Source organism: Bifidobacterium sp. ESL1130, from assembly GCF_058507935.1.
The window spans coordinates 562020-588954 of the sequence record NZ_CP196379.1 but is presented as its reverse complement, the minus strand read 5'-3'; the positions used below and the strand labels follow the sequence as shown (position 1 = coordinate 588954).

Genomic DNA, 26935 nt, shown 5'->3' with positions numbered 1-26935 from the left:
TTGCCCGACGGCGGTTCCGCCACCATCAAAGACACCGCCGGAGACGAAGTCGGCACCGTCCAATACGACAAGTCACTGAATGCGCTCACCTTGCAGGTAACGCAAACCAGCAGCAACATCGGCACGGAAACATTCTCGTTCACCGCCACGTGGCTTATGGTCATCAACTGGGCAACCGAAGCCGCGGCATTGCGCGCCCTTCCATTCGACAACACCCTGTCCGTGCGCAGCTATGTCAACGGCGCAGCAAACGGAACTGTGCGCACCTACGGATTCCACATCAACGCACTGCCCAATCTCATAGATGCCACCCAGCTGCCCAACGACAACGTCCTCTACAACACCGGATCACAAACGTTCAACATTCCCGACATCAGATACCACGAGCACATCCAATCCGACAGCCAACTGACGTACATGAACAACACCGGAGGCCAACTCGGCAGCCTGCCGGAGAACGACGTCAAGCAGAACTTCCAAGTCAGCGCCGACAACCAATCCATAACCCCCTGGCTTTATAAATATAACCTCGGAACCTACTATGTGTCCGCACGCAACAACAAGATCCAAGGCAGCCTCGGCTCGGCCGTCACGACCTTCGACGAGCCAGCCACCACCAACAGAAACGTGGGCTGGACGAACGCAGGCGACAACATCAGCCAAGTCGCGTTGAGGCAGCAGGCCAATGCCACCGGCAAGACTGTGGCCATGTATTCCCGTCAATCCGACGGCAGCTACCGGTGCGCCATCACCGTCAAGTTCGCCGACACCGTGCTCACCAACGCGGAAATCGAAAACAACGTGCGCAAATCTAAGGATTCTGCAGCCCCTAACAGCAATGTTGACGCCGACGTGCAAGCCACCATCAACTATTACAACGGCATCCTGCACCGCGGCGCGACCTCCATCGAACTGATACCGTTCTTCAGTCTCTCCGACCAGTACGTCAAATCTACACTTACCTACAAAGTGTTCAATGATGCCGGTACTCAGATCAATACATCCAACGGCACCCCCTCACTGGTCGCCACGACCCAGCCGGTGATTATCGCAGCAACAGGCCAGACGATGGTGAAGTCCCACCATCTTGGCCTCGACGGTACGCTCATGAGTCCCGTTGCCGCCACCGCGGGCGATCCGACCGGTAAGGCGAATAGCATCACTGGGGTCAAGGGCACCGCTTCCGCTCCTGCCACACCCACCAACGTGGCCGGTTACCGACCGTTAACCGTCGCTGATTTGAGCTCACTGACCGCGGCACAACGGCAAACCATCGCTTCGACTTTGGGCACCACAGACTCCAGCGTTGCAGGACTGACTGCCCTGGCGAACAAGAACAGCGGCAAAACCGTCTGGGCCACCAACAACCTGTCCGTCCCCTACCCCGGAGAAACCGGCAAGTCATATAACAGCGCCGGTGACATCGTGGCGGCGGGAACAGCCGGCTCCACCACGGGTTGGGGCACCACCGACGTCTACTACTTCTACACACTCGCCACCCAAACCATTAATGTGCATGTGGTGCAAGTACCCTGCTACACCAACACCGCCGACGCCACCAGCGGCAAAGACTGCGACACCACACCCGCCAACGGGACCAGCTGGCAGCCATCCGACGGAGTCGAGGACACCAGCCGCAGCGAAACCTTCACCGGACTCTCCGGCACCACCGCCACCAACACCCTCACCAAATACACCGTCACCCTTGGCGGCAAAGACCACCCGGCAGGCCTGAGCGCCGGATTGGTTCAGCTTGCCCCGGGCAGCGACAGCAAACGCACCATCAGTTTCCAGTTGAACACCACCTACGACATGGACAACAACCTTGACCAGGACGAGTACGTGTATGTGCAAGCCAACCCGGAAAAAGACATTACTAAAACCACCACACGCACCATCCACTACCAACTCGCCCACAACACGGTTGACACCCCACCAGCAGATGCGACCCAGACAGTGACCTGGACGCAACACCAAATCCACAACGTCGCCTACGACCAGATCGACGGCTCACCCAACTGGGACAAAAACGCATGGCGCACCGCCGACACCGGTAAAGGCCTGGTCAACATGAGCGAGGTCAACAGCCCCACCATCCCCGGCTATATCGCCAAAACACCGGTCGTCAGCAAAATCGTCGGCCTCGACAATATGGGAAACGGCACCGGCTACGACGCATCAGGCCGCTACGAAGTCGTGTACTTCGACCCCACCGACCCAGCCAACCGGAACACCTCCGACCGCACCCTGACCGTGAACGTGGTCTACAACAAGACCATCACCCGCATGCCCTTCACCGGCGGCACGGGGGTATTGCTCGGTAGCATCATCGCCTTGGCGCTGCTTGCCGTGGCGGCCATGCTGGTCCACTTGCGTAACAAGCGAGCCAACCAGTAATGCAATAGGCGCTGGTTGTTGGATCAGCAAATAATCCAACAACCAACACACCACCGGCATCCCAGCCAATAACCAGAAGGCCCACACCATGCAGATGTGGGCCTTCCCAATTTACTGACGCAACTCCCGCCGACAGGAAACACACACCCCTTCGTCAAATAAGAACCACACCACTTCATTCAGTAGGGACAAATCCGCCTACAACACTCTTTGCCCGAAAACAAAAACGTTGAAAATCCGACAAACTGCAATATCGAAAGAACGTCATACCCTGCTTTCCGTCCCTACTGAACGTATCAACACCACCATGAGCTCGTTCCGTGAGCACTTTCCTACGCACTACACGACCACTACTCAAACAAGATCGTGGGACGTCAGCCCCTCCACTCCGGGATGGATTGACTGGGGCAATGCTTGAGGACCGCGCCCATCGCCTGACGCTCGGGGGTAGTCACAGTCAGGTCGTATGCAGATTTCACGCCAATCTGGCGAGCAACATAGCCACACTGATACGAATGCTGGGAAGGCAACCAGTAAGCTGCGGAGGCAGAGCCTTTCTGCTGATTGGCCGGACCATCAACAGCCAGCAGATTGTATGTGTCATTGCCAAACGCTTGCAGCCGGTCGGTGTCCCATTCGCGCGCACCAGACTGCCATGCATTCTCCAATGCCACCACATGGTCTATCTGCACAGCAGAACTCGTGGTCTTGCCTCGCACAAAGTCAATGCTCTTGCCGGTATACGGATCATTCAATCGCCCCGACCCCACCGCACAACCTCCCGCAATGCGATACCGCACATCTTCCAAGTCTCTTGAGAGCACATCGTCACGCACTGTACAGCCATTGCCGTCATCGTCGGTAGCATTGTAAGCGAACGCCTCACGCCGGTATCCGGCTGCATCCGGCATATCGTCCGTGCGCAGCCCGGCGAGAATTTCAGCGGCAGGGCCGACCGCAACATATTGCCCGGTCATCTGCGCAAAAGGTTTGCTTACGTGAGGCAGAGCCATGCCCATCAAGACACCGGTGAGTGCCGCCAAAGCCAAAAGCACCATGAGCCTGAACCGCAAAGAACCCGCATTCAGCCGCTTCCGCGAGAAATGAGAACCGTTCTGAGCACTCGCACCCGGCCAATGCCATGCATGGCGCGCCAACACACCATGCCATCCCATGAACCCCATGCGTCACCGTCCTTCGTACCATTCATCACCACTATACAGTGTTATGAATATATACTAGAACAATGACTTTGTCATTTTACGCACCGCTTCCTGAAGCGCGCCTTACTCCTCCTCAGGGCGCGCCGGTACAGAACGCAGATCAAACGCCGGCTTCAACGCCGCCATGGTGAGCACGACAACCAGCAAGCCGGACACCGCACCAGCACCATCAGCACGCAAGAACACAAGCGAGAGCAACGATTCCCCAAGTACTGAGATCATGGCAAGCACCGCGTTCATTCCTTCGAAGATGCCAACACGCCGACTCATCCGGCCGCGCTCCAGCCATAGCTTATGGCTTCGTTCAGCAAGAAGCTTCAGCCGAATCTCACCTTGCTGGAAACGCGTGATTTCATTCAATCCCTGCATATCATCCAGCACCGCCATGTCAAGATTCTTCACATGCCGTTTCAGCCTTGGCTTGATGCCACGCACGCTGGCGTCGTGCACCCGCGGGAACAGCACACCGGCGACAAGGTACAGCACCACCAACAGCACGGCGCACCACACATTTAGCAGTCCCATGACCGCCACCAGCACCACGGAAGACACCAATGCCACGGAACGGTTTACCCGCACTCCTGCCGGATGCACAAGTCTGCTGCTCCCCAGCCAGCGCATAGCCACACATATGAGAGCGCATACAGCCATCAGCGTCAAGGCCGTTCCAGCATCCACCTGCCACCACGGATGGCCTGATTGAGCGACAAGAGCCAGCACTCCACTCATCAACAGGAGTACCTCACTCAAGTGCCCCACAGTGCCTGCTAGGAACGCACCTACTGCCCGCATAAATCTATTAACGGCACCACGCTTGGGGGCAGCGGCGGAAACCGCAGCGTCAGTATCAGTGTCAGCACCAGCACCAGCACCAACACCAACATCAGCGGAACCGCCCCCCATCTCATCGACATCGATGCTTGCCGGCACCGACGTATGGCCAGACGCATCACCACTCTCATTCGCCTTGGCACCGGACTGCGCGGCCTGTGCCGAACCGTCACCTACGCCGCTGCTATTTTGCACAGCTTCGCTCTGATTCCTGAACATGGTAGCGTACAGACCTCTGGCCTCAATCAGTTCACCATGCGTACCAGTTTCAGCTACGGTTCCACCGTCGAACACCACAATCTGGTCGGCAGCCACCACATCAGACAACTTGCGCGTCACCATGATCACGGTCTTGGTGCGTGCCAGCTTGCGGATGGCAGCAAGCATCAGCTGCTCGCTTTCCAAATCCACATCGCGAGCAATGTCGTCGAACACATACACCTTGCTGTCGCGCAGCACAGCCCGCGCAAGAACGATACGTTGACGCTGCCCAGGAGTCAGGTTGCTCCCGCCGCATTCAATACGCATGTCCAAACCGTCTCGCTGGCGGTATATGAATCCATCGATGCGAGCGCGGCTCAACGCCAGCCACATGTCGTTTGCCCCGGCCTGCGCGTTGGCCATAAGCAGGTTGTCGCGCAGTGTACCTTCAAACAGGTGATCATCAGCCGAAACCACAGCGACCATGGATACGATGGAATCCACCGACGCATCGTTGACTTCGCACCGGCCAGGCCTGCCCAATACCGAATAATTCAGACGCACCGAACCGGTATATCCGGTATACGTGCCGGCCATAAGCAAGGCTGCGGTACTCTTGCCAGCCCCCTTGTCTCCTACCAATGCCGTCAATTGGCCCGACTTCGCCGCAAAGCTGACATCGTGCAGAGCCGCCACGTTCACATGTTCGTCCGCGCCGTCCTCATCTGCCTCGTCACCGACGCTCGCCTTCCTGCCGTTATGAGACGTCACCTTGTCATAGTCATAACCGACACCATCAAATACCACTTCAACATTGTCAGCACCGCCAGGCAAGGATTGCGCGCCTCGCTTGGGCGCCTGCACATCAAGCAATGCGAAGATACGGTCAGCGGCATTTTTGCCCTGTCGAGCAAGTGGCAGACACGAGGCCAGACCATGAATCGGCTGAATCAACATGCACGACAGCAGGGATGCAATCAGCGCGGCTGGCATGCTGATACGGCCTTGTGCATACTGCCAGAAAGCCATGGCAATACCACAGGCACCGCCACAATATGCCACCGCGTTCATCACTACAGGAGCCAAGGCATGCAACGGCATCAGCCATACCACCAACACCACGATCACAGCGCACACAAAACCAACCCACGCGCCAGGTGCGTTAAGCGACAGTTCCACGACAAACAAGGTGAGCGGAGCCACTACAGCGAAGCATAATTGCGGTACCAACGACTCAAAGACACGCTGCACGGCGTCGATTCCCGCTCCTGCACTGCGCACCACGTCCGCACCGTTGACCTGCTGACGGTAAGAAGGGCCAAGGTCAAGCATCTTGGCATACAGCTGTTCGCGCAACGTGAGCTTAATCTGTTCCGAGGCTTTGGTACCACAATATCTGGTAATGCGCACCGCACAGTATTTAATCAGCATCACCACGACGAACGCCAGGACGAAAGCCGAAATATCGTCAGGAAATGCGTTGAATGCGGCACCCGTTTCAGCTTCTCTTCCGCTGCTGTTCATAACGCCGAACGTCACCGCGGAAGCAGAAGAACGATCAATCTGAGAAACCAAGCTACCTAAAAAACCTACGACTGCGTACACAAACCCTATGTCCGCCAACAGCGACACCCACTGCGACGCCACCTTCATCGCAGCCGCAAGGCCGGTTCGTCTCGAGACGGACCATAACCGCTTGTCAATCATTTCCCAGCCTTTCACACAGGCACCAACTCGCATGCCGTCCCCATCATCTTAGCCATGACACCACACGGAATGTGGCATACAACACCCCGGAGCATCACGCCAACCCTTTCATGCCACTATGCACGAACGAACCAACAAATACGCCACCCGCTTAAGCTCGCGCAGCAGTACCCAAAGACCTGCGCTGCACCACATTCGCCGGTACCAAGCCGGCACCATGCGCATACGCCGAAAACGCTGTCTCACCACCGTCACCAAGCAAACGCAATGCTTCACGCATGGCAGCGGAACCCAGCTGTTCGAAGTCCGGCCTGACCGTGGTAAGCGGCGGCAGCATATCGTTCATGGCCAGCATGTCGTCAAACCCGACCACGCTCACATCTTGAGGAATACGCAGACCGTGTTCATGCAGCGCACGCGCCACACCCACCGCCTGGGCATCGTTGGCGGTCACCACAACCGTGGGTCGAGCCGCGCCTGAGGATCCGCTGGCATCAAGTTCGTGGTTCATTCTGAAATACGCTTCGGAGGAATCCCACGAATCGCACTGCACCACGGTGGAATCGATCGGCACGCTTGCGCTCGCCTTACGCCATGCCGCCAAACGTGTGACAGCATCTCGCCACTGCAACGGACCGGCAAAATACCAGGCGGAACGGTGTCCGAGCCTGTTGAGCAGCACCGCCACATCACGCACTGCACCCCATTGATCCACGCCCACAATGGCAGTGCGGCGACGCTCTTCGCTGCGCATGGTGCGGCCAGCCTGCGCCATGCTCAACCCGCCGTGGGTAGCCGTGACCAGCACACGAGGCTTGCTCAATCTCATCTTGCACGCCGCGGAAAACATTGCATCGGTGGGAGCTATCACAATGTAAGCATCTACGTTCTGCTCTTCCAAGGCAAAACACCGGTTTTCGAACTCACGTTGTGTGCATAGTGCATCACGCATCATGGCGATGGTGACGAACAGTCCATTGTTCATGGCCAGCGCATCAATGGCAGCGATCACGGATGCGTCCCCAGGTCGGTTCAGCCCTCCCGCCACCACTGCAACAGTGTGCGAGCGGCTTGATGCCAGCGTGCGTGCGGAATTGCTTGGCCGGTATCCCAACATTTCAATGGCCTGCTGCACTTTGCGGCGCGTTGCCTCGCTGACGTGCGGGGCATGATTGATGACACGAGAGACCGTCTGATGGCTCACGCCCGCCAATTGAGCCACATCAAAAATAGAAGGGCGCTTGTTTATCGAGGGACGCTTGTCTGATGTGCTCGCACGCTCAGATACGTTGCCGCTCGAACCACGAACAACACCATTGCCGCTGCCGCTCATACCAAGTGCCAGCTCACCCTATGCAAGTCGCTGGGTCCCAGCCGCGCTATGGCTTCGCGATGCGCTTTCGAACCATACCCCTTGTTGCTTTCCCAACCATATGGCTCATACGCTCTGCTGCTCGCGGCCAGCCGCTCCATGAGATGGTCGCGAGTCACCTTCGCCACCACCGATGCGGCGGAAACCAGTGCACAGCTCTGATCAGCCTTGATTTGGGTTCGTACAGCGGCCGCCACCGGCACAACCGGTGCCATGAGTGTCCCCGCTGCGGCGGAAATATAATCGTTCGGGCCGTCGAGAATCGCGCCGATGCGAATGTTCCCGGCAGGCTCAGCATGGGTCGGCGCAACGCCGAGCTGCTGCTCGACATCACACAATGCACGCAACGCCGCCACCCCGAGTGCCGTCGAGATGCCCCAATCGTCGATCTCAGCGTTGCTGGCCTGCCCTACCGCACTGGCAGCGCACCATGAACGCAACGGTTCCACCATACGCTCACGGCGGAGCGGTGTCAACAGCTTGGAGTCAGCCAAACCTTCAGGAACATCCGCGTGCATCACGTCCGAAGCCCACATGGCCGCAGCTCCGACCATGACCGGGCCGGCAAGCGCCCCACGCCCGACCTCGTCGAACCCTACAATACAGTCGAAACCACTACCGGCCAGCTCACGTTCCAGTTCCAGGGTAGGCGCGACGTGCGTGGCATTCATCGGCCCGTTCTCGAATCGGCATCAGGCACGCTCTTGAACACCTCATGATGCGACGAGAGAGACCCGATGCGATTAAGCGGCCAGATGGTAAACAGCCCTACGCCCTTGATATTGCGTATGGGCACCAAACCATTGTTGCCATCATTGGTATGATACCTAGAATCGGCGGAGTTCGAGCGATTGTCTCCCAGCACGAATATATTGCCGGCTTTCACCTTGACTTCGAAGGGAAAATCGCTGGGAGACACGCCTGTTTTCAGGTAGACGCTCTCGTCGATAGCCTTGCCATTGATGGTGATCGGCGACCCTTTGCCCTTGCACGCCACGGTGTCTCCCGGCAGGCCGATCAAGCGTTTGACGAGTGTGTCGGTACCGGAGGCGCGTTCTGCGCTCAGCCAGTTCGCGGGGTCTTTGAAGACCACCACATCTCCTCGCTTGGGCTTGACAAGTTTGGGAGCCAATTTGTTGGTGATGAGATGGTCTCCGATTTCGATGGTATCCATCATGGAACCGGACGGCACACGGTAGACACCGACCAGGAAGATGCGGACGCACAGCACCAGCACCACCGGCAACGCGATAAAGATCATGAAGTCTTTGATAGTAAACCTGTCTTTGTCAGCGGTTTTCGTTGAGACATCGCCAGACTCTTTGACGATTTCTGCCTCTGGGCGACTGCTCTTCGCCAACGATGCCCCTTCACCAGCAGCGACAGTCGTGTTGATGGCCCTAGTGGGCACTTCACCTTGAGAAGAACCTGACGGGGGTACAGAGCCAGCTGCACCCACAGCATTGCGAACCTCAGCGGCAGCCGATGACGGTGCACTACTGGAGGCTGCTGCAGCGCTTTCACCATGTTGCGGATCTGCCGACGGTATGCTAGAAGGCGCCTGCTGTCGTGCCGCTGCGCTGCCGTTGACAGCGGAAGTGGCGGAGGGCTTGCCGGCATCTTGACTATCGCCCGGCTGCGGGTTGGGTGATGCCGCGTATGCATCATGCACACCGAGCAGGCGCCCGACCGAATTGCGCGTGTGTGGCGCTGCTTCCGGCACAGGGTCAAGCACCGGTGCGGCATCACTCACCGTAGCAGCATCGCTCTGACCGTAATCGTGAGACTGTGGCACGGCACCATAGCCGCTCGGCTCTTCATATGTCGCCGCATATGGTTCATCACGATAGCGGCTCTGTGCGCCGTATTGGCCTGTACCATATTGGTCCACACCGTACTGATCGGCACCGTGTGGTGCTTCGTACGTGGAAGAAGCGCTTGAGGCATAGGATTCGGGATGGTAATGATACGATGACGCGTAGTCGGGCGAGTAGTTATCTGACGCCGAGTAGTCCCTCACCCTCTCGTCAGCATGCGTATCATAGCTGCTTTCTGGGGTGCGGTATCGCCCGAAATCCTCATACCCTCTGGAAACCGGCAAGGCACCGGTGTAGGAAACGCCAGTCGAAGGAGATTCGCTCAGGTACGGTCCGCTGGACGAGGGTGCTGCTCCAGCGGAATACGGCGACTCCATGCGGTCTGCCTCACCCGAACCATATGCCGAGCCATACCGGTAGGCGTTGCGGGAATCATATGAGCTCTCGTCATCATACCTGCCAGCGGACGTATACTGCGTCACGTCGTTCCGGTAACGATCACTAGGTGCATAGTCCGCTCTCTCATCGCGGTGCGATGGAGCAGCATGAAAGTCTGCATGAGCATCTGACGGCATATGGTAGTCAGCCGCATAATAGTCGGAAAGGCCATGCCCCGTCACTGAATCAGAAGCAGCCTCTGCGGGTTCATGGCGGGCGTACGAATAATCCGCAGGTTCGCGTGACGGTGACTCATCGTGCACGCCGTACCGTGGCTCATAGGCTCCACTGCGCGGCTCATCATCCCAACGAGACGTGCGATACGTGGAATCGCCGTAATGTGGGGTGCCATACCCAGAAGGCTCAACGTGCGGGGCATCGTACCTTGAGCCATACGAAAGAGAATCGTCATATGAAGGCTGGGCGTGATACCCATCATGCCGCCATGCGGCCAGATCAACATCAGCCTGCGCAGAATCGCGGTAACGACCTGCGCCATACTCGTCATCACGATACCCGGTCTCACGGTAGCGTTCCTGAGAACGGTACTCATCGGCCGCACCGTAGCTGTATGGAGCAGAATGTCCCTCACTGGGAAGCGGTGCATGCAAATCCGACGCCTGCAGATCAGGGACTTCCCTGCTCGGCGCCGGCCGGCGCTCACTCCAAGCAGAGGAGCCTGAATCATACGCAGATGGTGCTTCTGCACGCCACGAACCTTCATACCGCCGCGTCTCATCTTCACGCCACGAATCGCGCAGAGGCACATCGGCCGGAGCAGAGTACCTTGAAGTCTGAGCTGAGGCCGGCCGATAATCAGCACCGCCATACTGGCGATATGAAGGTGCATACTCACTTTGCTGCCGCTCAAGACGAACCCGATCTATGTCAGGCACGGCATCCCATCCGCCACGATTATCGGTTCCGTCTACTCGTCGGTACGAGCGCAGGGCATCATCGCTCTCATTGCTTCTCAACAACTTCTGCGCCCCTTCCTCTATAAGCTAACAGTGCGCGCCTCACCTGAACATTGCGGTCTTTTGCACGCACACTGACTCATCATACTCCATGTCATGCATAAACAGTGCTTATTCATGCACGGTATGCACAAATCTGAACACAACCCCCTCTTCCGCTGCGCCCAGTGCTGCCAGATATCATACATGGCAGGTGCATATTCCTTACAGAATAACACAGAAGCCGGGTGCTTCCCACCGACACAGTCGAACAAGGGAAACAACCCGGCTCCACAACGCGCGAGCAACGACCAATGAGCTCGACCGTACACTCACACGCTGGTGCCTCACGCCTTCTTAGCGGTGTGATCCTGGCGCTCGACGATTCGAGCAGCCTTGCCGCGCAGGTTGCGCAGGTAGTACAGCTTGGCGCGACGCACGCGACCACGGCGAGTTACCTTGATGGAATCAATCACCGGGGAGTGCAGGGGGAAGCGACGTTCCACACCGGTTCCGAAGCTGACCTTACGCACCACGAAGGTCTCGCGCACGCCGGCGCCCTGACGGGCGATGACCACGCCGGTGAACGCCTGGATACGGGAGTTGTTGCCCTCCTGAATCTTGACGTTGACCTCGACAGTGTCTCCCGGGCGGAAGTCCGGGATGTCCTCGCTGGCCTTCATGTGCTTGGCATCGAATGCCTCAATAGCGTTAACCATTGTTTTCACCTGTCGCTGCCGCATGTCAGCGCACAAATACGGGGCACGACAATCGTCGGAAAACGACGCCGGCCGCACCCAAACTCGTTTCAGCCAGAACCCTGACCGAAAGCCCACCGATTCGCTGCGCCTGAAGCAATGCCATAGGCCAGCTGAACTGAAAGAAACCGAACCCATGCAGCAGTCCAATTCCCGGCTTAAACCGAGTCACATTATACTTACCCAAGGCGACACACCCAGCCGAAATAAAAATCGGCGCGAGCCGAACCCTTTGACAGAGTCCGACTCACGCCGATTGCGTGTTACTTAGCTGCGCTTACTTGCGGTGTGCACGGTAGTAGCGGATAAGCGACTGGGTGGAGGCGTCCTGCGCCGCCAAAGCGTCGTCATCCTGAGAGATGGCCGGAGTGATCTCTCGCGCCAGCTGCTTGCCGAGTTCCACGCCCCACTGATCGAAGGAGTCAATACCCCAGATGGTGCCCTCAGTGAAGGTGATGTGCTCGTAAAGCGCGATCAGCTCGCCAAGCGACTTGGGGGTGAGGGCGTCGCCGAAGATGGACGTGGTGGGTCGGTTGCCGGTGAAGATGCGCGCGGGCACGATCTCCTCGGCAGTGCCTTCGGCACGCACTTCCTCTGCGGTCTTGCCGAACGCAAGCGCCTTAGTCTGGGCCAAGTAGTTGCCCAGGAACAGCTCGTGCACGTCCTGGCCGCTGTCCTTGGCGGGGTTCGGGGTGTTGGCAAAGGCGATGAAGTCGGCAGGGATGAGCTGCGTGCCCTGGTGAATGAGCTGGTAGAAGGCGTGCTGGCCGTTCGTGCCGGGCTCGCCCCAGAAAATCTCGCCGGTGTCGGAGGTGACGGGGGTGCCGTCCCAGCGCACGGACTTGCCGTTGGATTCCATCGTGAGCTGCTGCAGGTAGGCCGGGAAGCGGTGCAGGTACTGATCGTAGGGCAGCACTGCATGGGAGGCTGCCTTGAAGAAGTTGCGGTACCACACGTTCATCACGCCCATGAGCGCCACGACGTTCTCCTCGAACGGAGTGTTGGCGAAGTATTCGTCAATCTCATGGAAGCCTGCGAGGAATTCCTCGAAACGCTCGGGGCCGAAGACCACGGCGAGCGAGGTGCCGACGGCGGACTCCACGGAGTAGCGGCCACCCACCCAGTTCCAGAAGCCGAAGGCGTTGTTGGGGTCGATACCGAACTCGGCGACGGCGTCAAGGTTGGTGGAGACGGCGACGAAGTGCTTGGAGACAGCTTCAGCGTTCTTCTCATCGCTGCCATCAATGGCGCCGGAAGCCTTGAGCGCCTCGAGTAGCCAGGTGCGTGCCTCACGGGCATTCGTCAGCGTCTCGAGCGTGGTGAAGGTCTTGGAAACAACAATGAAGAGCGTGGTCTCAGGGTCGAGGCCCTTCGTCTTCTCAGCGATATCGTTGGGGTCGATGTTGGAGACATAGCGTGCTGAGATGCCGGCGTCAGCATAGGGCTTGAGCGCCTCGTACACCATGACGGGACCCAAATCGGAGCCACCGATGCCGATGTTGACCACGGTCTCAATCTTCTTGCCGGTCACACCGGTCCACTCGCCGGAGCGCACCTTACGGGCAAACGCGTAGATACGCTCAAGCACCTCGCGCACGTCGGCCACAGTGTCCTGACCGTCGACCACATACTTGCCTTCATCACTGGCAGGGCGGCGCAGAGCGGTGTGCAACACGGCACGATCCTCGGTGTTGTTGATGTGCACACCGGAGTACATATCCTTGGTGCGCTCGTCGAGCTTGACGGCCTTGGCCAAGTCCGCGAACAACTTGAGTGTCTCAGGCTTGATGAGGTTCTTGGAGAGGTCGAAGTGCAGGTCTCCTGCGTCGAAGCTCAGCTTTTCCACGCGCTCCGGGTCATCCTTGAACCACTGCTTGAGATTGACGCCCTCGTCCTGCAGATCGAGGTAATGCTGTTCCAAAGCGGCCCACTGTGGGGTCTGCGTGGCGTCAACAGGAGGATTGATAGCCATAACGTTCCTTTCGTTGCGGCACGGCGTCATACAAGGTAACTGCTACTAACATGCAGCGTCCGCGCCAACGTCCTTCACACAATTTACTCACGAAAGCCGACAGCGAAAACACCGCAGGTCGAGACGAACCTCACAGAATGTCGTCTCGGCCCTCTTGGTCTAGGTAAGCCACCATGTCTTTGACCTCCTGCGCGCGCGCCCGCGGAGCAATGAGCAACGCATCAGGAGTGTCCGCCACCACCATGTCATTGACTCCCAGCAAGGCGACGGTGCGGCCAGAGGACGGCACCACCACATCACCGGCACAGTCAAGCGAAGCAACCAAGTCGGCATCCCCGAGAATTTTCATGCGCCTCTCACCTGAACTGGGAAGCAGATTAGCAACCGAATTGAAATCGCCGACATCATCCCAGCCAAAATCGCCGGGAATGACCGCCACCCCTCCCTCGGCGCTCAACGGTTCGGCCACTGCATAGTCGAACGCGATTTTTTCAATGCCTGGCCAATAGGCGGCCATGGCTTCGTCAATGCTCTGCCGAGACTCGGGGCCCGACTGCGCGTCCGCCTGTTCATAGGCATCAGCAATACGTTCAATGGCCTCATACATGTGGGGACGGTACTCTTTAAGGCGTTCCAACAGCACGTCTGCCCGCATGACGAACATACCGGCGTTCCAACGATACTTGCCGGTAGCCAGATATGCCTGAGCCGTGGCAGCGTCCGGCTTCTCAACAAAGCTATCCACCAGACGTGCGTTTGGAGCGTCGGGAATGGATTCCCCCAAGCCGCGTCCCTGACGAATGTACCCAAAGGCGGTAGAAGGGCGCGAGGCTGAGATGCCGATGGTGGTGACATACCCGGCACGGGCCGCGGCCACCGCCTGACGCACCGAGGCTGAGAAGGAATCGGTGTCGCGGATGACATGGTCCGCCGCGAAGGAGCCAACCACGATGCGCTCGCCATGACGTCTGGCCAAGACCGCTGTGGCCAGCGCGATGGCTGCGGTGGAATCACGAGGCACCGGTTCAACGAACATGTTGGAAGCAGCAAGATCAGGAAGCTGCTCATGCACCGCCGCAGCATGCCGCCATCCGGTACTCACCGCAACGTGGCCGGGAGAGGCGAGCGCCGCCAGACGGGCGAATGTGGATTGCAGCAGGGTCCGCCCTGAGCCAAGCAAATCATACAGGAATTTCGGCTTGGAACCGCGGCTCAGCGGCCACAGCCTAGAGCCTGTGCCTCCCGCGGGCACGATGGCGTAGAAGTCTTGGAGGTCGTTCTCCCGTGTGTGCTGCTGATGCTCGCTACTCATGTGCCCATTGTCTCGCAAACCATTGTCAAGAAGAGGAAGACACGGCGAGTGCAGAAAATCTCAGGTGCATAGTATAGTTGTGGTCTTGTGCGCGGGTGGCGAATGCCGCTCGGGCGTTGCCGCTTTAGCTCAGTTGGTAGAGCGTCTCACTCGTAATGAGAAGGTCGACAGTTCGATTCTGTCAAGCGGCTCCATGACTCATGGCGACGAAGCCACACGTCATTGATTCAATTCCAACGCGTTTAAGACTACGGGTAAAAACCATACAAACAATCAATGTTAGGTTACAAAAGCGACCACACACTGCTTATTTGTGAAATATATCCAGCATTCGCCTAATTCCATATTACTTTTTCCAACCGCATTGTCTAGATAAAGATAGAAACTAGGCAAAACATGGTTTAGTGAAGGATTGACAATAGTCATGCACGTAATCAGTGCCCGTAACAGTCGTACGCATACCCCCAACAACAGCCAAACCTTCGCCAAGACGCATCCTCGCTCCATCTCAACGCACGCCATACACACCGCATACGCCTTCATTCTCGCCTTCACGCTCGCCACCGCACTCACCCTGCTCGCCACGCTCATCCACCCCGGCACCGCCGCGGCCGACACCCCCGACAGCGGCGCCACCAGCACTTCCATCCCCACCCCGGCACCATCGGTCACCGACCACGCCGCGCCGACTGACCGCAATACGACACCGGCCAGTCAAAGCACTGCAGTGAGCAAACCCCACATCAGCGACGACACCGACTTCGCTAACCCCTACGATTTCTCCCTCTCCCCCGACAGCGGCGCCGACTTGGGCGGACACAGCGTCACTATCACCCCTCCACCCGCCGTCACCTTCACACAAGCCAGCACCGCAGACCCGTCACCCACCGATGAAAACGCCTCCTCCTCCATGGCACTCGCCACCGACGGAGCCATCTACGCCTGGGGCGACAACACCTACGGCCAACTCGGCGACGGCACTACCACCGACCGCTTGGCACCCGTCAAGCTCACCATGCCTGCCGGCGTGCACCGCTACACCACCATCAGCATGGGCGGCACCAGCGCGCTGGCCATCGGCGACGACGGCAACACCTACGCCTGGGGCTGCAACACCTCGGGACAGCTGGGCATCGGAGCCACCGCCAGCACAGGCGGCACCACGACCCCGACCAACGACCAGATAACATCCACTCCCGCACCGAAGACCATCGGTGGAACCTGCACCACAGACGCGCCCAAAGACGGGGCCGCCATCAACTTCAGCAGCACTCCCGTGAAGGTAAAACTGCCGGTGATCGGCGAAACCGCCACGTCACCGGGCACCACCATCCACTTCACCGACGTGAGCACCTCATGCGGGTTCGCGGTGGCCATCGGCGACGACGGCAAAGCGTACGCCTGGGGTAACAACTACTACAACCAGCTGGGCATCGGAGCCACCGCCAAGCTGCAGCTGGCACCGACCGAAGTGCGCGGCGTTCCGGACGACGAGCATTTCACCGCCATCAGCGCCGGTCCGGGATATGTGATCGCCACCGGATACCACCACCTTTTGGACGGAAGCGTCAGCAACAACACCTACGCCTGGGGCATCAACAACTACGGTCAGCTCGGATTAGGGGACACCGGCAAGAAAACCGTACCGACGCTCGTTCCGGACATCTACAACGACAGCTTCGCCCATGGAACCAAAATAGACCTCTACCATCCACAGACCGTACACACCGACACCACATGGAAAGCCTCATCCGTCACCGCCAAGGTCCATACGCTGGCACTGGGCAGCGACGGCAACGTCTACGCGTGGGGTGCCAACGACCGCGGACAGCTGGGGCGCGGCACCACCGTCACCAACGCCAGCACACGAACCCCCGCCGCCGTACCCAAACCAGCCACCGCCGGCAGTGAATTCACCCAAATCAGCGTAGGCAGACGGCATAGCATTGCCCTCGACGACCGCGGGCAACTCTGGACCTGGGGAGACAACACCTACGGCCAGCTTGGCGACGGTGCCACCGACCCCAACGCCCCTGTCACCTCGCCCATTCACATAGCCATGCCGCAAGACACCAAAGTCACCAGCATCTCCGCAGGGCAGTTCGGCACATTCGCCTCCTGCGACGACCAATACGCCTACGACTGGGGCACCAACACCAACGGCCAGCTTGGTCTGGGACTAACCTCGCCCGACCCCACAACCACTCCCATCAAGGTGCGCATCGTCAAGATCCTGTCCGTCGCCTTCGACGGCACACCCACCGCCGCACCGGTCTACGACCCCGACACCGGCACGTGGACGGTGACCACACCGCCGCATGATGCCGGGAAGGTCACCGTCACCATCGCCTGGCAACTCGGCGAAAGCAGCGCCGGCGTGCAACCCGACGCCGGATTGCACTACACCTATACCTCCACGCTCGGCTCCGACCCGGAACACCCGGCTCCCGAGACACCACACTTCTACCCCGTCTGCTTCGCCACCAACGGCGGGAGCCTGCCCGCAGGCACCGACGCCAAGGCGACCCACACCTGCCCACACAAGCCAGACACCCACTGCCCCGCCGGACTGGGCCAGCTGTGCGAAACCATCGATCGCGGCAACATCGCACTCATGCCCAAGACCAACCCCACCAAGGACGGTTGGAACTTCGACGGCTGGTACGACGCTACGGACCGCCCCTACGACTTCACCAAAGCAGTGACCGAACCGATCACCCTCACCGCGCATTGGAGCCAATGGCACAGCATGACACCAATGGAGGCACCCGACTACGGGAAAACCGACATCACCGTCACCCCTCCCACAGGCGTGCGCTTCTACCATGTCAGCGCCGGAGGCTCGCACTCGCTGGCGCTGGGCACCGACGGCAACACCTACGCCTGGGGACTGAACAACTACGGGCGGCTGGGAGACGGCACCACCGCCACGCGCACCTCTCCAGTGAAGGTCAAAACGCCGGTAGGGGTGCGATTCATCCGCATCAGCGCAGGACTGTACCACTCCATGGCCATCGGCGACGACGGCAACGTCTACACTTGGGGTTGCGGGGACAAGGGGCAGCTCGGCGACGGACGCATCAGCAACGGCGCCAACCATATCAGCCAGACCACGCCGCTCAAGGTCACGCTTCCTGCAGGAGTGACCGCCACGCAGATCGCCGCCGGCGGTGGACATTCACTCGCACTCGGCGACAACGGGCGCATCTACGCCTGGGGCGACGGCGAGGCCGGAGAGCTAGGCGACGGACGCACCGGCGACGGCTACCTGAGCCCCACACCGGTCGAAGTCAACTTGCCTGGTGTCACGTTCACCAAGGTGTATGCCGGCAACAGCCACAGCATCGCCACCGATGCCGACGGCAACACATGGGCGTGGGGATACAACGATTACGGGCAGCTTGGCAACGGCACCACCAAAGGCTGCGGAACCCCACAGGCCATCGCCGCAACAGACACGTCGGGCGCCTCGACGACCAAGGTGGCTGTGTCGAATTCGTGCGACACTTCCCCGAGGGACAATGGCGGCGCAGGCGCTGCAAAGAGCGCAAGCGGCACAAGCAGCACAAGCACAAGCACAAGCACAAGCGGCGGTCGCGCTACCTCCACCACCAGCATACGGTTCAGAGACATCAGCGTCGGCGCCGACCACACCATAGGACTCGACGAGCACGGACACGTATGGGCTTGGGGGCGCAACCAGTACGGACAACTGGGACAGGGAACCGTCAGCGGCGCCAAGACCGCCAACCCCACACCCCAGCGGGTCACCATACCCGGCACAGGCGCAACCCAGCCCTTCATCACCCAGATATTCGCAGGCAGCAACCACAACCTGGCCATCGACTCCACCGGCACCGCCTGGACTTGGGGCAAGAACGACAAAGGCCAGCTGGGGTGCAGCACTTCACGCACCAGCTCCCTCGACTGTTCCAAGAGCGCAAACGGCTCCACAAGCACATCGACGAACATTGCCACCCCCACCAAGGTCAATATTCCCACCGGTGCAGGCATCGTCCAAGCCAGCGGCGGAGGCTCACACTCACTGGTCATCGGCACCGACGGCAACACCTACGCCGCAGGAGACAACAGCAACGGGCAGGTCGGCAGTGCAAGCGCCAAAACCACGCTGCCCCAGCGCGCCACCTTGGGACCGGTGACCATGCCCGCCCCCGCCACCACCATCACATTCGGCGGCACACCGGCGACCGCCTTCAGCTACGAACAGAAGCAGCACCGTTTCATCGCCACCACCCCGGCCCACGAAACCGGACATGTGGACGTCAACATCACATGGACGCCGTCCAACGGCAACCCCAAACAGACCGTCACATTCTCCGACTTCCACTTCATACCTACCGTGGCCGCCATCCCGTTGACCGGAGGCACGGCACGGGGCACACTGCTGGCGGTCATGCTCGCGGCTCTCGCATTTACCATGGTGGCGGTCTATCTCAAACGGCGGCGCGACGGTGCCGGTATCGCCGTAGCCGGCATGGGCAGCAACAACGTGGGTGTCAGCAACGCGAACGGGGATAACATGAGCGTTAACAATACGAACATCGACAGCATGAGAGTAAACAACATAGACAACCGCACGCGCCATACTGCTGACGTAGGCAGCGGCACCAGCAACCACAACAATACGGTCGATATCAGTGACAGAAGCAGAGCTCACAGTGAAACAGCAGTCAGCAGCGTCCCTCCAACACCACCACGGCGCTCGCCACTGGGCCGTCATGGCTCAGCGAAACATGCCAAAAAAGATTAGGAGCCTCAACTCTGCTGAGGTCTGTAAGCACAGCGGCATCACCATTTGACGCATCTGTATCAGCCAACTCAGCTGCATCAGGCATCCTAGCCATGCCAGGCTTCGCAGCCGCATCAGCCAACCTAGCCATGTCAGACAACCCAGCAGCATTGCCCGGCACAGCCACACCACTCGCCGCGACCGGCCGAATCGTTCCAGCCATATCTGCCAGCCCAAGCGATTCATGCAGCCTCGCCTCCACGTCACCAGAGAGCGTCACGCGAGGCCTGGAACGGGAATCGTCCAATATCTCCACCTTGTTCCACGGAAAATCGTCCGCAGTGTACGGGTATGGCAGCTCTCCCAACGCCTCGCACCATGCCTTGAGCACCGCTTCCTTGCCGGCCCATCTTGCCGCGAAATGCGCTGCTTCACCGTCATGTTTGGCTGCAACGCGCGCACGACACTGACGCTGCTCACGCACGGAAAACAGCTCACGCATACGGGTGCCCGGCTCAGCCAGTTGGTTCGCGAACGCCTCCACATCGACCACGTCGTGCCCCACACCCAAAACCGTCATAACGCCAGTGTATCGAGCAATCCGCCAACACGACGGTATGGTTTGTCCCTCTCCTATCCACACACTTGCCATTCGCATCTCGACGCAAATTTCAACACACGTCCCGCGGTCCGCATTCATGCCTCCTATCCATGCAGGAATAGACCCACACATGGGCGCGCTCACAAATTACTTGAACTTTATACAGGCACTGCTCCTACAATGAGCGAATACATGTCACAGCCACCAAACGGCGCGTGACCGCGAATGCGTTTGCAACTGCGCAATGAGAGAAGTACGAGGAGTGAATATGGTCTGGCCTTGGATGCATTTTATCGTAGGTGTGGTGTTGATTGTGGCGGTGGTACTTGGCCTGCTGACCAGTCCCAAGCAGAGCAAAATCTGGGCGATGGTGGCGCGCGTATGCTATCTGCTCATCTTGCTGAGCGGCGTGCTGCTGTTCTCGCACGGCTGGGAGAAGAACCCGGTGCTGCTCGTGGTCAAAATCGTGGTGGCGTTGGTGTTCATCGGGTTGGCGGAGATGGGATTCGCCAAGAAGTCGCGCGGACAGGCCGACGTCAAGGTGCTGTGGATTCCCGTAGTGCTCGGTGTTGTCGTCTTCGCACTGGGGCTCGTACTCACCCAAGGCTTCCCACTGGTGATGTAGCAACCATAACGGCTGGATGCCAGGCTGGGCGGCTCGCCCAGCGTCGGTTATGGCGCACCTCCACCACTTAACGCACCATAACCGACGCTAGCATCGTCTCAGCGTCGGTTATGGTGCGACTCCTACACCGAACGCAACAGAAACGACGCTCGGATTCAATAAGCGTCGGTTTAGGCGCAGCTCCACCACTCAACGCGACGCAACCGACTCCCGCATTCACTCAGCATCGGTTGCGTTGCACATACCCCACACAACGCAACAAAACCGACACTCACACCAGCTCAGCGACGGTTCAGCCGCGCACTCTGCACCAAACGCAACATAACCGACGCTCAGCTTCGTTCAGCGACGGTTATGTTGCGTCAACACCCAGACTGACCGAACATCACCGAACCATACGACGATCACGATATGCACGAATCACAGCAGCCACGGCCAGCAAAACCACCGCCGCCAACACCGAGAGCACCAAACCCTGACCGCCCGTGAACGGCAAGGCATACTGCACTATCCGCCACTGCGCATACAGGGTCACACCACCAACCGGCAACTGCACCAAATCACCCGGCTGATACGACATACCATTACCATCAGCCTGCGTATTCCAACCCGTAAAAGCATACCCATCACGAGTAAACCACGTGGCACCCGCCACCTTCACCGTCTGATCAGTCGACCCCTTCGACAGGTAACGGTTACCATCTCCCGTGCCACCATTCTCATCATAAGAAATCGCCTGCGGATCGGCCTTCCACTGCGCATACACCGTCACGTCCCCTGTCAACACAGACGAAAAATCATACGCAGCAGCCTCTGGCTCACCCACGGGATCGGCATACGCCACACCCTGATACACGGGACGCACCGGACCGACCTTCGTCGTCTTCCACCCCAGGAACACATAACCAGGAACCTTCGAGCTGTCACCGACAGTCCAACCGGAACCGTCAGCCGCAACGGACCCCGACGACACCGTAACCGGCGACGGGCTCACCGACGAAGCACGCCCGGCAGGCGCATTCACATCGTATATTAGATGCACATCGGCAAGATACTCATACGAAACCGTAGCCGTCTGCGTTTCCAAACCGTGAACATATGTGATGACCGCGTCGACCACACCCGCGGCATGGGCCGGCGTCTTAACCTTGTAGGTGCTAGAAGCATCATCCCACTTCAGGTCCGTTCCCGGTGTGCCATCGAACGTGACCGAATCGACTCTCAGCGCCGGCGGAATCGGACCCGGCGTCGACTTCGCAGCCTTATCCGGAACGAGACCAGAACCCGTGCCTTTGTTGATGGTGGTGTCCGCAAGCTCACCATAGATATTGCCGCCCCACGACCAGCCAACGTTGTCATCCGTTATCGCAACTTTCTGGCTGCAACCCGAGCTTATTTTGAGGAATTTCTTCCCCGCATCCATTTTGATCGCCACTGGAGTCGTCTGTGAAACGGTCGCCTCACCTATGCCAAGCTGCCCGGAAGCGGCTGTTCCCCAGCTATATCCACGGCCATTGGCGTCGATAACCGACGAATGCATCACCTTGCTGTCGATCTGAGTGATTTTGCTGGTCGTCGGCACAGTGATCTTCACCGGTGTTATGTCATTCGCCACCGGGCCATATCGAGGAGTGCCACCGCGGCCCAAGTTGCCGTAGATATCGCTTCCCCATGAATACACATCGCCACTGTCGGTCAGCGCCAACGCATACTCGCTGTAGCACGTGTTGCTGTCCCCTCCCGTACAGCCTGTGTAGTTGACATCATTCGCGGCAGCCGCCTTTATTTGGGAGAACCTGACTCCGGCAGGATTGTTTATGACAACCGGAGACAGCTGCTTCGAAGGGAAGTATTTCGTGTTGTTGAGGTAAGGCCCGTAATCATCGGCGCCCCATCCATAAATCCTGCCGTTCGTGTCTATGGCCAGCGAATGGACATAGCCCGCGCTGACCTGCACGAACTTCACTCCGGAAGGCGCGTTCACCGGCGTGGGATCCACCGCCCCAGCTGTGTTTCCAGTGCCCAACTGCCCCCAGAAGCCACTTCCCCAGGCATACGTCACTCCATCGGAACCGACAGCAAGCGCGTGCCCGCCACCGATGCTGATGGCGCTGTCTTTAGTAAAAGATACGCCTGCCGGCATATTCACACGAATCGGCATCGTGCTGCTGTTGATGTCTCCCCAGGCATATAGATTGCCGTCAGACCCGACAGCAAGATCGTTGTCGTAACCAGCCTCGATGCGAGTGAAATGGACATTCGCGGGCACTTTGGTCATATTCACCTCGACGAATGCAGTGCGATCCGTCGTGGTTCCGTCGCCGAGTTGCCCTTTGTTGTTGTGCCCGGATGCATACGTCACGTTGTTTGCACCGAGCGCGAGAGTGTGGAGATAACCCGCCGACACGTCTTTGATCTTCACACCGACCGGTTGCGTAACCGAAACCGTGTTGCCGCCTGCAACCGGTCCTTTGTCGGGGGACATCGAAAACTCGCCCTCATACCCCGGAAGAGTCGTCCCTCCTGACAATGTCGAAGCTTGCAACCCCTTCGTTGAGCCACTTCCTATAAGGGAACCACCTGCCTGCGCCCCGGCAACATCATTTAACGAAGAGGCAGTTACATTACCCCCCCCCCGCGAATCGCGGAGTCACCAGTAACGTCGGCCGAGGCAAACGCCGACACACCAAGCACCGCAGCCAACGCCACAGCCGCAGCTGATGCGGCTACCACACGCCGCTTCGCACCCATACGAGCCATAATTACGTCCCATTCTTGCCAACGCACACCAACCACTATGTGCTATACACCACAAACAATACCTCACACTTTAGCAGAACCCGCATATATTCACCAAACCACATACACAGTAGCCTTATCTGAGTAACGACATAACAAAAGGAGGGGCGAACACCACTTAAGGTGCTCGCTCCTCCTTTGCGTTATCCGCTTCTGCGTTATCTACCTAGACAACTCCAGGCAGCCGCTGGCCGACCTTACTCGAAGTAGCCGTTGGCTCCCAAACGAGCATCCGGGTTGAGGAGCATCTGCTTCTCGACCTCATGCGCGTTGTAGGACTTGGAATCCTCGTGGAAGCGACGGTTGTCAATCGGCTCGTAGAGAGCAGCCTGACCCATCATGCCCATCAGACGATGACGCTCACCAGCGGCCAGACGCTCGTTGGCTTGACGACGCCAATCTTCCAGCGCACCGGCACCGGCATACTTGGCCACCGACGCCTCGAAGGCACCGGGGCTGACCAGCGCCACGAACCCGGAGACGTGACCGAAGCCCAGTGAGGTGGCCAGACCAGCCTTGACTGCGCCGACCTTGAGCGGCTCGCGCAGCCAGACCATGTGGTCGTCCTTCTCCAGCTTCGGGTCAACGCACTCAAGCGACGCGTTGGCCGGAATGACACCGGAACGGAAGAGCTGGGTGAGGCCATCAATCTGGAAGATAGCAGCACCACCCATGGCATGGCCGGTCAGGGTCTTCTGCGAGATGACAAACAGCGGGTTGCCCTCCGTGCGGCCGATGGCATGCGCCACGGTGTTGTGCAGCTCGGACTCATTGGTGTCGTTCGCATTGGTGGAGGTGTCGTGTTTGGAGACCACGGCAATCTCGTCCGGCGAAACACCAAGCTTGGCCAAGTCACGCACCAGCTTGGAATCCTTACCACCCTGGGCTGCGGCGAGCGCGCCGAGACCGGGGGCAGGAATCGAAGTGTGGGCACCATCGGCGAAGCTGTGCACATAGCCGACCACTGCAGCCACAGGCAGACCCATCTTCAGCGCGATGTCACCGCGAGTGACGAGGATGGTGCCGCCGCCCTGCGATTCCACGAAGCCGTCACGACGACGGTCGTTGGAGCGCGAGAAGAAGCGGTCGGAGATGCCCTTGCCATACATCACATTGCAATCGGCGGTGGCACCCATGTTGCCGAAGCCGATCACCGAGTCCACACCGATGTCGTCGATGGCGCCGGTGACCACGAAGTCGGCCTTGCCCAGCGCAATCTTATCGACGCCCTCTTCGAGCGAGACCGCTGCGGTGGCGCAAGCCGAGATGGGCTGCACCATGTCGCCGTAACCACCGATGTAGGACTGCATGACGTGGGCGGCCACCACGTTGGGCAGCGCCTCCTGCAGGATATCGGTGGGAATCTCATGCCCCAGGAACCGATCGAGGTAGAGCTTGCGCATGGATGCCATGCCGCCGAAACCGGTGCCCTGCGTGCTCGCCACCATCGAAGGATGGACGGTCTGCAACACTTCCGAGGGGCTGAAGCCCGCGGAAATGTAGGCATCAACGGTAGTGACAATGTTCCACAGCGCGATCTGATCGACCTCGCCGACCATAGAGGCAGGGATGCCCCACTTGACCGGGTCGAAGCCCTTGGGGAACTGGCCGCCCACGGTGCGGGTCATGGCCATGCGCTTGGGCACGCGAATCATGGAGCCAGGCTGACGGGTCACCGTCCATTCGCCCGATTCACCGTCCTGCTCGAAGGCGGTGTGCTCGGGGTCGATCTTGGCGTACTGCTGCGCCATCTCCTCGGTGGGCACCGAGAAGACCACCTCATGGTCGAGATAGATCTCGGTCTCTCCGGAGACGGTGTCGTCCAGGTAATCCTGACCCATCTCGTCTTCGAAGGGACGCAGGCCGGAGCGCGCCACGACCTCGTCGTGGTAACGTTCAGCGATGTCGACTTCGGGAACCAAGGTGCCGTCGTTGTCGTACCAACCCGGTTCAGGACTGTCCTGCCATTCAAGCAGACCCATGTTCCAAGCCAATTCCAGCACAGCACCCGCGGAAAGGTCAACCTCACCGCTGGGATGGATGCCAAGTTCGGCCTCGGCGCGAGTACGGCCGGAACCCCAAGTACCCAGCTCACCGATGGAGACGATGACAATCTCATCTTCAGGACGGGCGCTCACACCTTGCCAATCAGCCAGATCGATTTCGGCCTGACGCGGAGGCTTGGGAGTGGGCAGCGCCTTGATAAGCATGGCGGCACCGTTGGCATTGGTGCTCTGCGGTTCGTCTTCGACGGCGGTCTGCGCTTGTGCCTTGGCTTCATCGGCCTCAGCCTCGGCGCGCAACGCCACGATGTCGATCGGTTCGGAACCCAAACCGCCGGTCAGGTCGGCGCTCAACGGCGCTTCGACCGCCTTGGCACGGGAATCGAAGGATGCCATGTCGAGCAGTTTGACCGCCACCTCGTCGGTGGAATACGTCTGGATGCCATGGCGTTCCACCACGTCGACCAGCGGATCGTTGCCGCCCATGAGACCTGTGCCACGCACCCATCCGATAAGCGGGTGAGCGAAGGTGACACGGCCGGACCAGTCCTTTTCGGCGTGTGCACGGGTCACGATGGCATCGAACGAGGACTTCACCTCGCCGTACGCACCGTCACCGCCGAACACACCGCGGTTCGGAGAACCAGGCAACACCACGTGAAGCTTGTGCTGCACGTCGGTGTCGGCACCCAAGGCTGCGAAACCGGTGATGGCTCGCTCCACACCCCAGAGCATGAGGCGCGCTTGGGACTCGAAGAGACCGCCGGAATCGGCCATCGTACCGTGCATGGCAGGAGCTGCGAACGGGAAGAAGAGGCTCGGCTCATATGCCGGCTTCAAAATGGTGGTGGTGGCACCGGTCGTCTTCTTAGAGACGGTGCCCACCCACTTCACCAGCGCATCGACATCGCGATAGCTGGACAGGTTGGCCGGAACCACCCACAGCTTGGCATCTCCCACCGCATGCTCACGATAAGTCTGCTCAGCCCATGCCTTGAGCGGCTGACTGAAGCTGTGCGAAGTGGCAATCACGGTCGCGCCGCCTGCCAGCAGACCGCTGACCACCTGGCCGGCAATAGAGTGCGAGGAAACACCGGTGACCACGGCCACATCACCCGCAAAGCGCGAGGCAGCAGGGTCTTGGCTGGGCTGGGAAGACGCCTGCCCGGCAAT

Annotated in this window: 14 protein-coding genes, 1 tRNA gene and 1 pseudogene; 4 read left to right on the top strand and 12 right to left on the bottom strand. The window is 59.3% G+C overall.

What is annotated here, in order from left to right; genetic code table 11:
* Window positions 1–2397 carry a mucin-binding protein gene (locus ACSYSO_RS02225; protein ID WP_491701922.1) on the top strand — a complete coding sequence of 799 codons (2397 nt, stop codon included), beginning with the start codon at window positions 1–3 and terminating at the stop codon, window positions 2395–2397.
* Window positions 2398–2771: 374 nt separating this feature from the next.
* Here the strand turns inward: ACSYSO_RS02225 and ACSYSO_RS02220 are convergent, their stop codons facing one another.
* The 8 genes from ACSYSO_RS02220 to ACSYSO_RS02185 form a co-directional block, all read right to left on the bottom strand.
* Window positions 2772–3572, bottom strand: a complete 801-nt coding sequence (locus ACSYSO_RS02220) for an HNH endonuclease family protein (protein WP_491702045.1) — start codon at window positions 3570–3572, stop codon at window positions 2772–2774.
* Between the two features lie 111 nt (window positions 3573–3683).
* On the bottom strand, window positions 3684–6359 hold the full coding sequence (locus ACSYSO_RS02215; protein WP_491701921.1) for an ATP-binding cassette domain-containing protein: 2676 nt from the start codon (window positions 6357–6359) through the stop codon (window positions 3684–3686).
* Window positions 6360–6510: 151 nt separating this feature from the next.
* The gene (locus ACSYSO_RS02210) at window positions 6511–7590 is read right to left on the bottom strand and encodes a LacI family DNA-binding transcriptional regulator (protein WP_491702044.1); all 1080 of its coding nucleotides are present in this window, start codon (window positions 7588–7590) and stop codon (window positions 6511–6513) included.
* Between the two features lie 98 nt (window positions 7591–7688).
* Window positions 7689–8402: a ribonuclease HII gene (gene rnhB, locus ACSYSO_RS02205; protein WP_491701920.1), complete on the bottom strand. Its 714-nt coding sequence runs from the start codon at window positions 8400–8402 to the stop codon at window positions 7689–7691.
* The gene (gene lepB, locus ACSYSO_RS02200) at window positions 8399–9280 is read right to left on the bottom strand and encodes a signal peptidase I (RefSeq protein WP_491702043.1); all 882 of its coding nucleotides are present in this window, start codon (window positions 9278–9280) and stop codon (window positions 8399–8401) included. Before lepB ends, rnhB begins: the two co-directional genes overlap by 4 nt.
* Before the next feature lie 2009 nt (window positions 9281–11289).
* Window positions 11290–11661, bottom strand: a complete 372-nt coding sequence (gene rplS / locus ACSYSO_RS02195; RefSeq protein ID WP_489798987.1) for a 50S ribosomal protein L19 — start codon at window positions 11659–11661, stop codon at window positions 11290–11292.
* Between the two features lie 316 nt (window positions 11662–11977).
* Window positions 11978–13672: a glucose-6-phosphate isomerase gene (gene pgi / locus ACSYSO_RS02190; protein ID WP_489798989.1), complete on the bottom strand. Its 1695-nt coding sequence runs from the start codon at window positions 13670–13672 to the stop codon at window positions 11978–11980.
* A gap of 130 nt (window positions 13673–13802) precedes the next feature.
* Window positions 13803–14984, bottom strand: a complete 1182-nt coding sequence (locus ACSYSO_RS02185; protein WP_489798991.1) for a mannose-1-phosphate guanylyltransferase — start codon at window positions 14982–14984, stop codon at window positions 13803–13805.
* A gap of 118 nt (window positions 14985–15102) precedes the next feature.
* Here ACSYSO_RS02185 and ACSYSO_RS02180 point away from each other — a divergent pair.
* Window positions 15103–15178, top strand: a tRNA-Thr gene (locus ACSYSO_RS02180).
* Between the two features lie 230 nt (window positions 15179–15408).
* Window positions 15409–19755, top strand: a complete 4347-nt coding sequence (locus ACSYSO_RS02175; protein WP_491701919.1) for an RCC1 domain-containing protein — start codon at window positions 15409–15411, stop codon at window positions 19753–19755.
* On the opposite strand, the gene ACSYSO_RS02170 is transcribed toward ACSYSO_RS02175, so the two are convergent.
* Window positions 19676–20314, bottom strand: a complete 639-nt coding sequence (locus ACSYSO_RS02170) for a holo-ACP synthase (RefSeq protein WP_491701918.1) — start codon at window positions 20312–20314, stop codon at window positions 19676–19678. The genes ACSYSO_RS02175 and ACSYSO_RS02170 overlap by 80 nt on opposite strands.
* 289 nt (window positions 20315–20603) lie before the next feature.
* Here ACSYSO_RS02170 and ACSYSO_RS02165 point away from each other — a divergent pair, with 289 nt between their 5' ends.
* Entirely contained in the window at window positions 20604–20960 is a 357-nt protein-coding gene (locus tag ACSYSO_RS02165; RefSeq protein WP_489798997.1) for a DUF1516 family protein, read from the top strand.
* A gap of 385 nt (window positions 20961–21345) precedes the next feature.
* Here ACSYSO_RS02165 and ACSYSO_RS02160 read toward each other — a convergent pair whose 3' ends face one another.
* From ACSYSO_RS02160 to ACSYSO_RS02150, 3 genes and pseudogenes are all read right to left on the bottom strand, one after another.
* The gene (locus ACSYSO_RS02160; RefSeq protein WP_491701917.1) at window positions 21346–23445 is read right to left on the bottom strand and encodes an InlB B-repeat-containing protein; all 2100 of its coding nucleotides are present in this window, start codon (window positions 23443–23445) and stop codon (window positions 21346–21348) included.
* 134 nt (window positions 23446–23579) lie between these two features.
* A complete protein-coding gene (locus ACSYSO_RS02155; protein ID WP_489799001.1) occupies window positions 23580–23720 on the bottom strand; it encodes a hypothetical protein in 141 nt (46 codons plus the stop codon).
* A gap of 236 nt (window positions 23721–23956) precedes the next feature.
* Window positions 23957–26896: pseudogene (locus ACSYSO_RS02150) on the bottom strand (beta-ketoacyl synthase N-terminal-like domain-containing protein); the annotation flags it as partial.
* Between the last annotated feature and the right edge of the window lie 39 nt (window positions 26897–26935).

Coding starts and splice junctions, on each gene's coding strand:
- ACSYSO_RS02220 (WP_491702045.1), bottom strand. CDS start 3,572: ATGGGATGGCATGGTGTGTTGGCGCGCCATGCATGGCATTGGCCGGGT.
- ACSYSO_RS02215 (WP_491701921.1), bottom strand. CDS start 6,359: ATGATTGACAAGCGGTTATGGTCCGTCTCGAGACGAACCGGCCTTGCG.
- rnhB (WP_491701920.1), bottom strand. CDS start 8,402: ATGAATGCCACGCACGTCGCGCCTACCCTGGAACTGGAACGTGAGCTG.
- rplS (WP_489798987.1), bottom strand. CDS start 11,661: ATGGTTAACGCTATTGAGGCATTCGATGCCAAGCACATGAAGGCCAGC.
- pgi (WP_489798989.1), bottom strand. CDS start 13,672: ATGGCTATCAATCCTCCTGTTGACGCCACGCAGACCCCACAGTGGGCC.
- ACSYSO_RS02185 (WP_489798991.1), bottom strand. CDS start 14,984: ATGAGTAGCGAGCATCAGCAGCACACACGGGAGAACGACCTCCAAGAC.
- ACSYSO_RS02175 (WP_491701919.1), top strand. CDS start 15,409: ATGCACGTAATCAGTGCCCGTAACAGTCGTACGCATACCCCCAACAAC.
- ACSYSO_RS02170 (WP_491701918.1), bottom strand. CDS start 20,314: ATGACGGTTTTGGGTGTGGGGCACGACGTGGTCGATGTGGAGGCGTTC.
- ACSYSO_RS02165 (WP_489798997.1), top strand. CDS start 20,604: ATGGTCTGGCCTTGGATGCATTTTATCGTAGGTGTGGTGTTGATTGTG.
- ACSYSO_RS02160 (WP_491701917.1), bottom strand. CDS start 23,445: ATGTCCCCCGACAAAGGACCGGTTGCAGGCGGCAACACGGTTTCGGTT.
- ACSYSO_RS02155 (WP_489799001.1), bottom strand. CDS start 23,720: ATGGCTCGTATGGGTGCGAAGCGGCGTGTGGTAGCCGCATCAGCTGCG.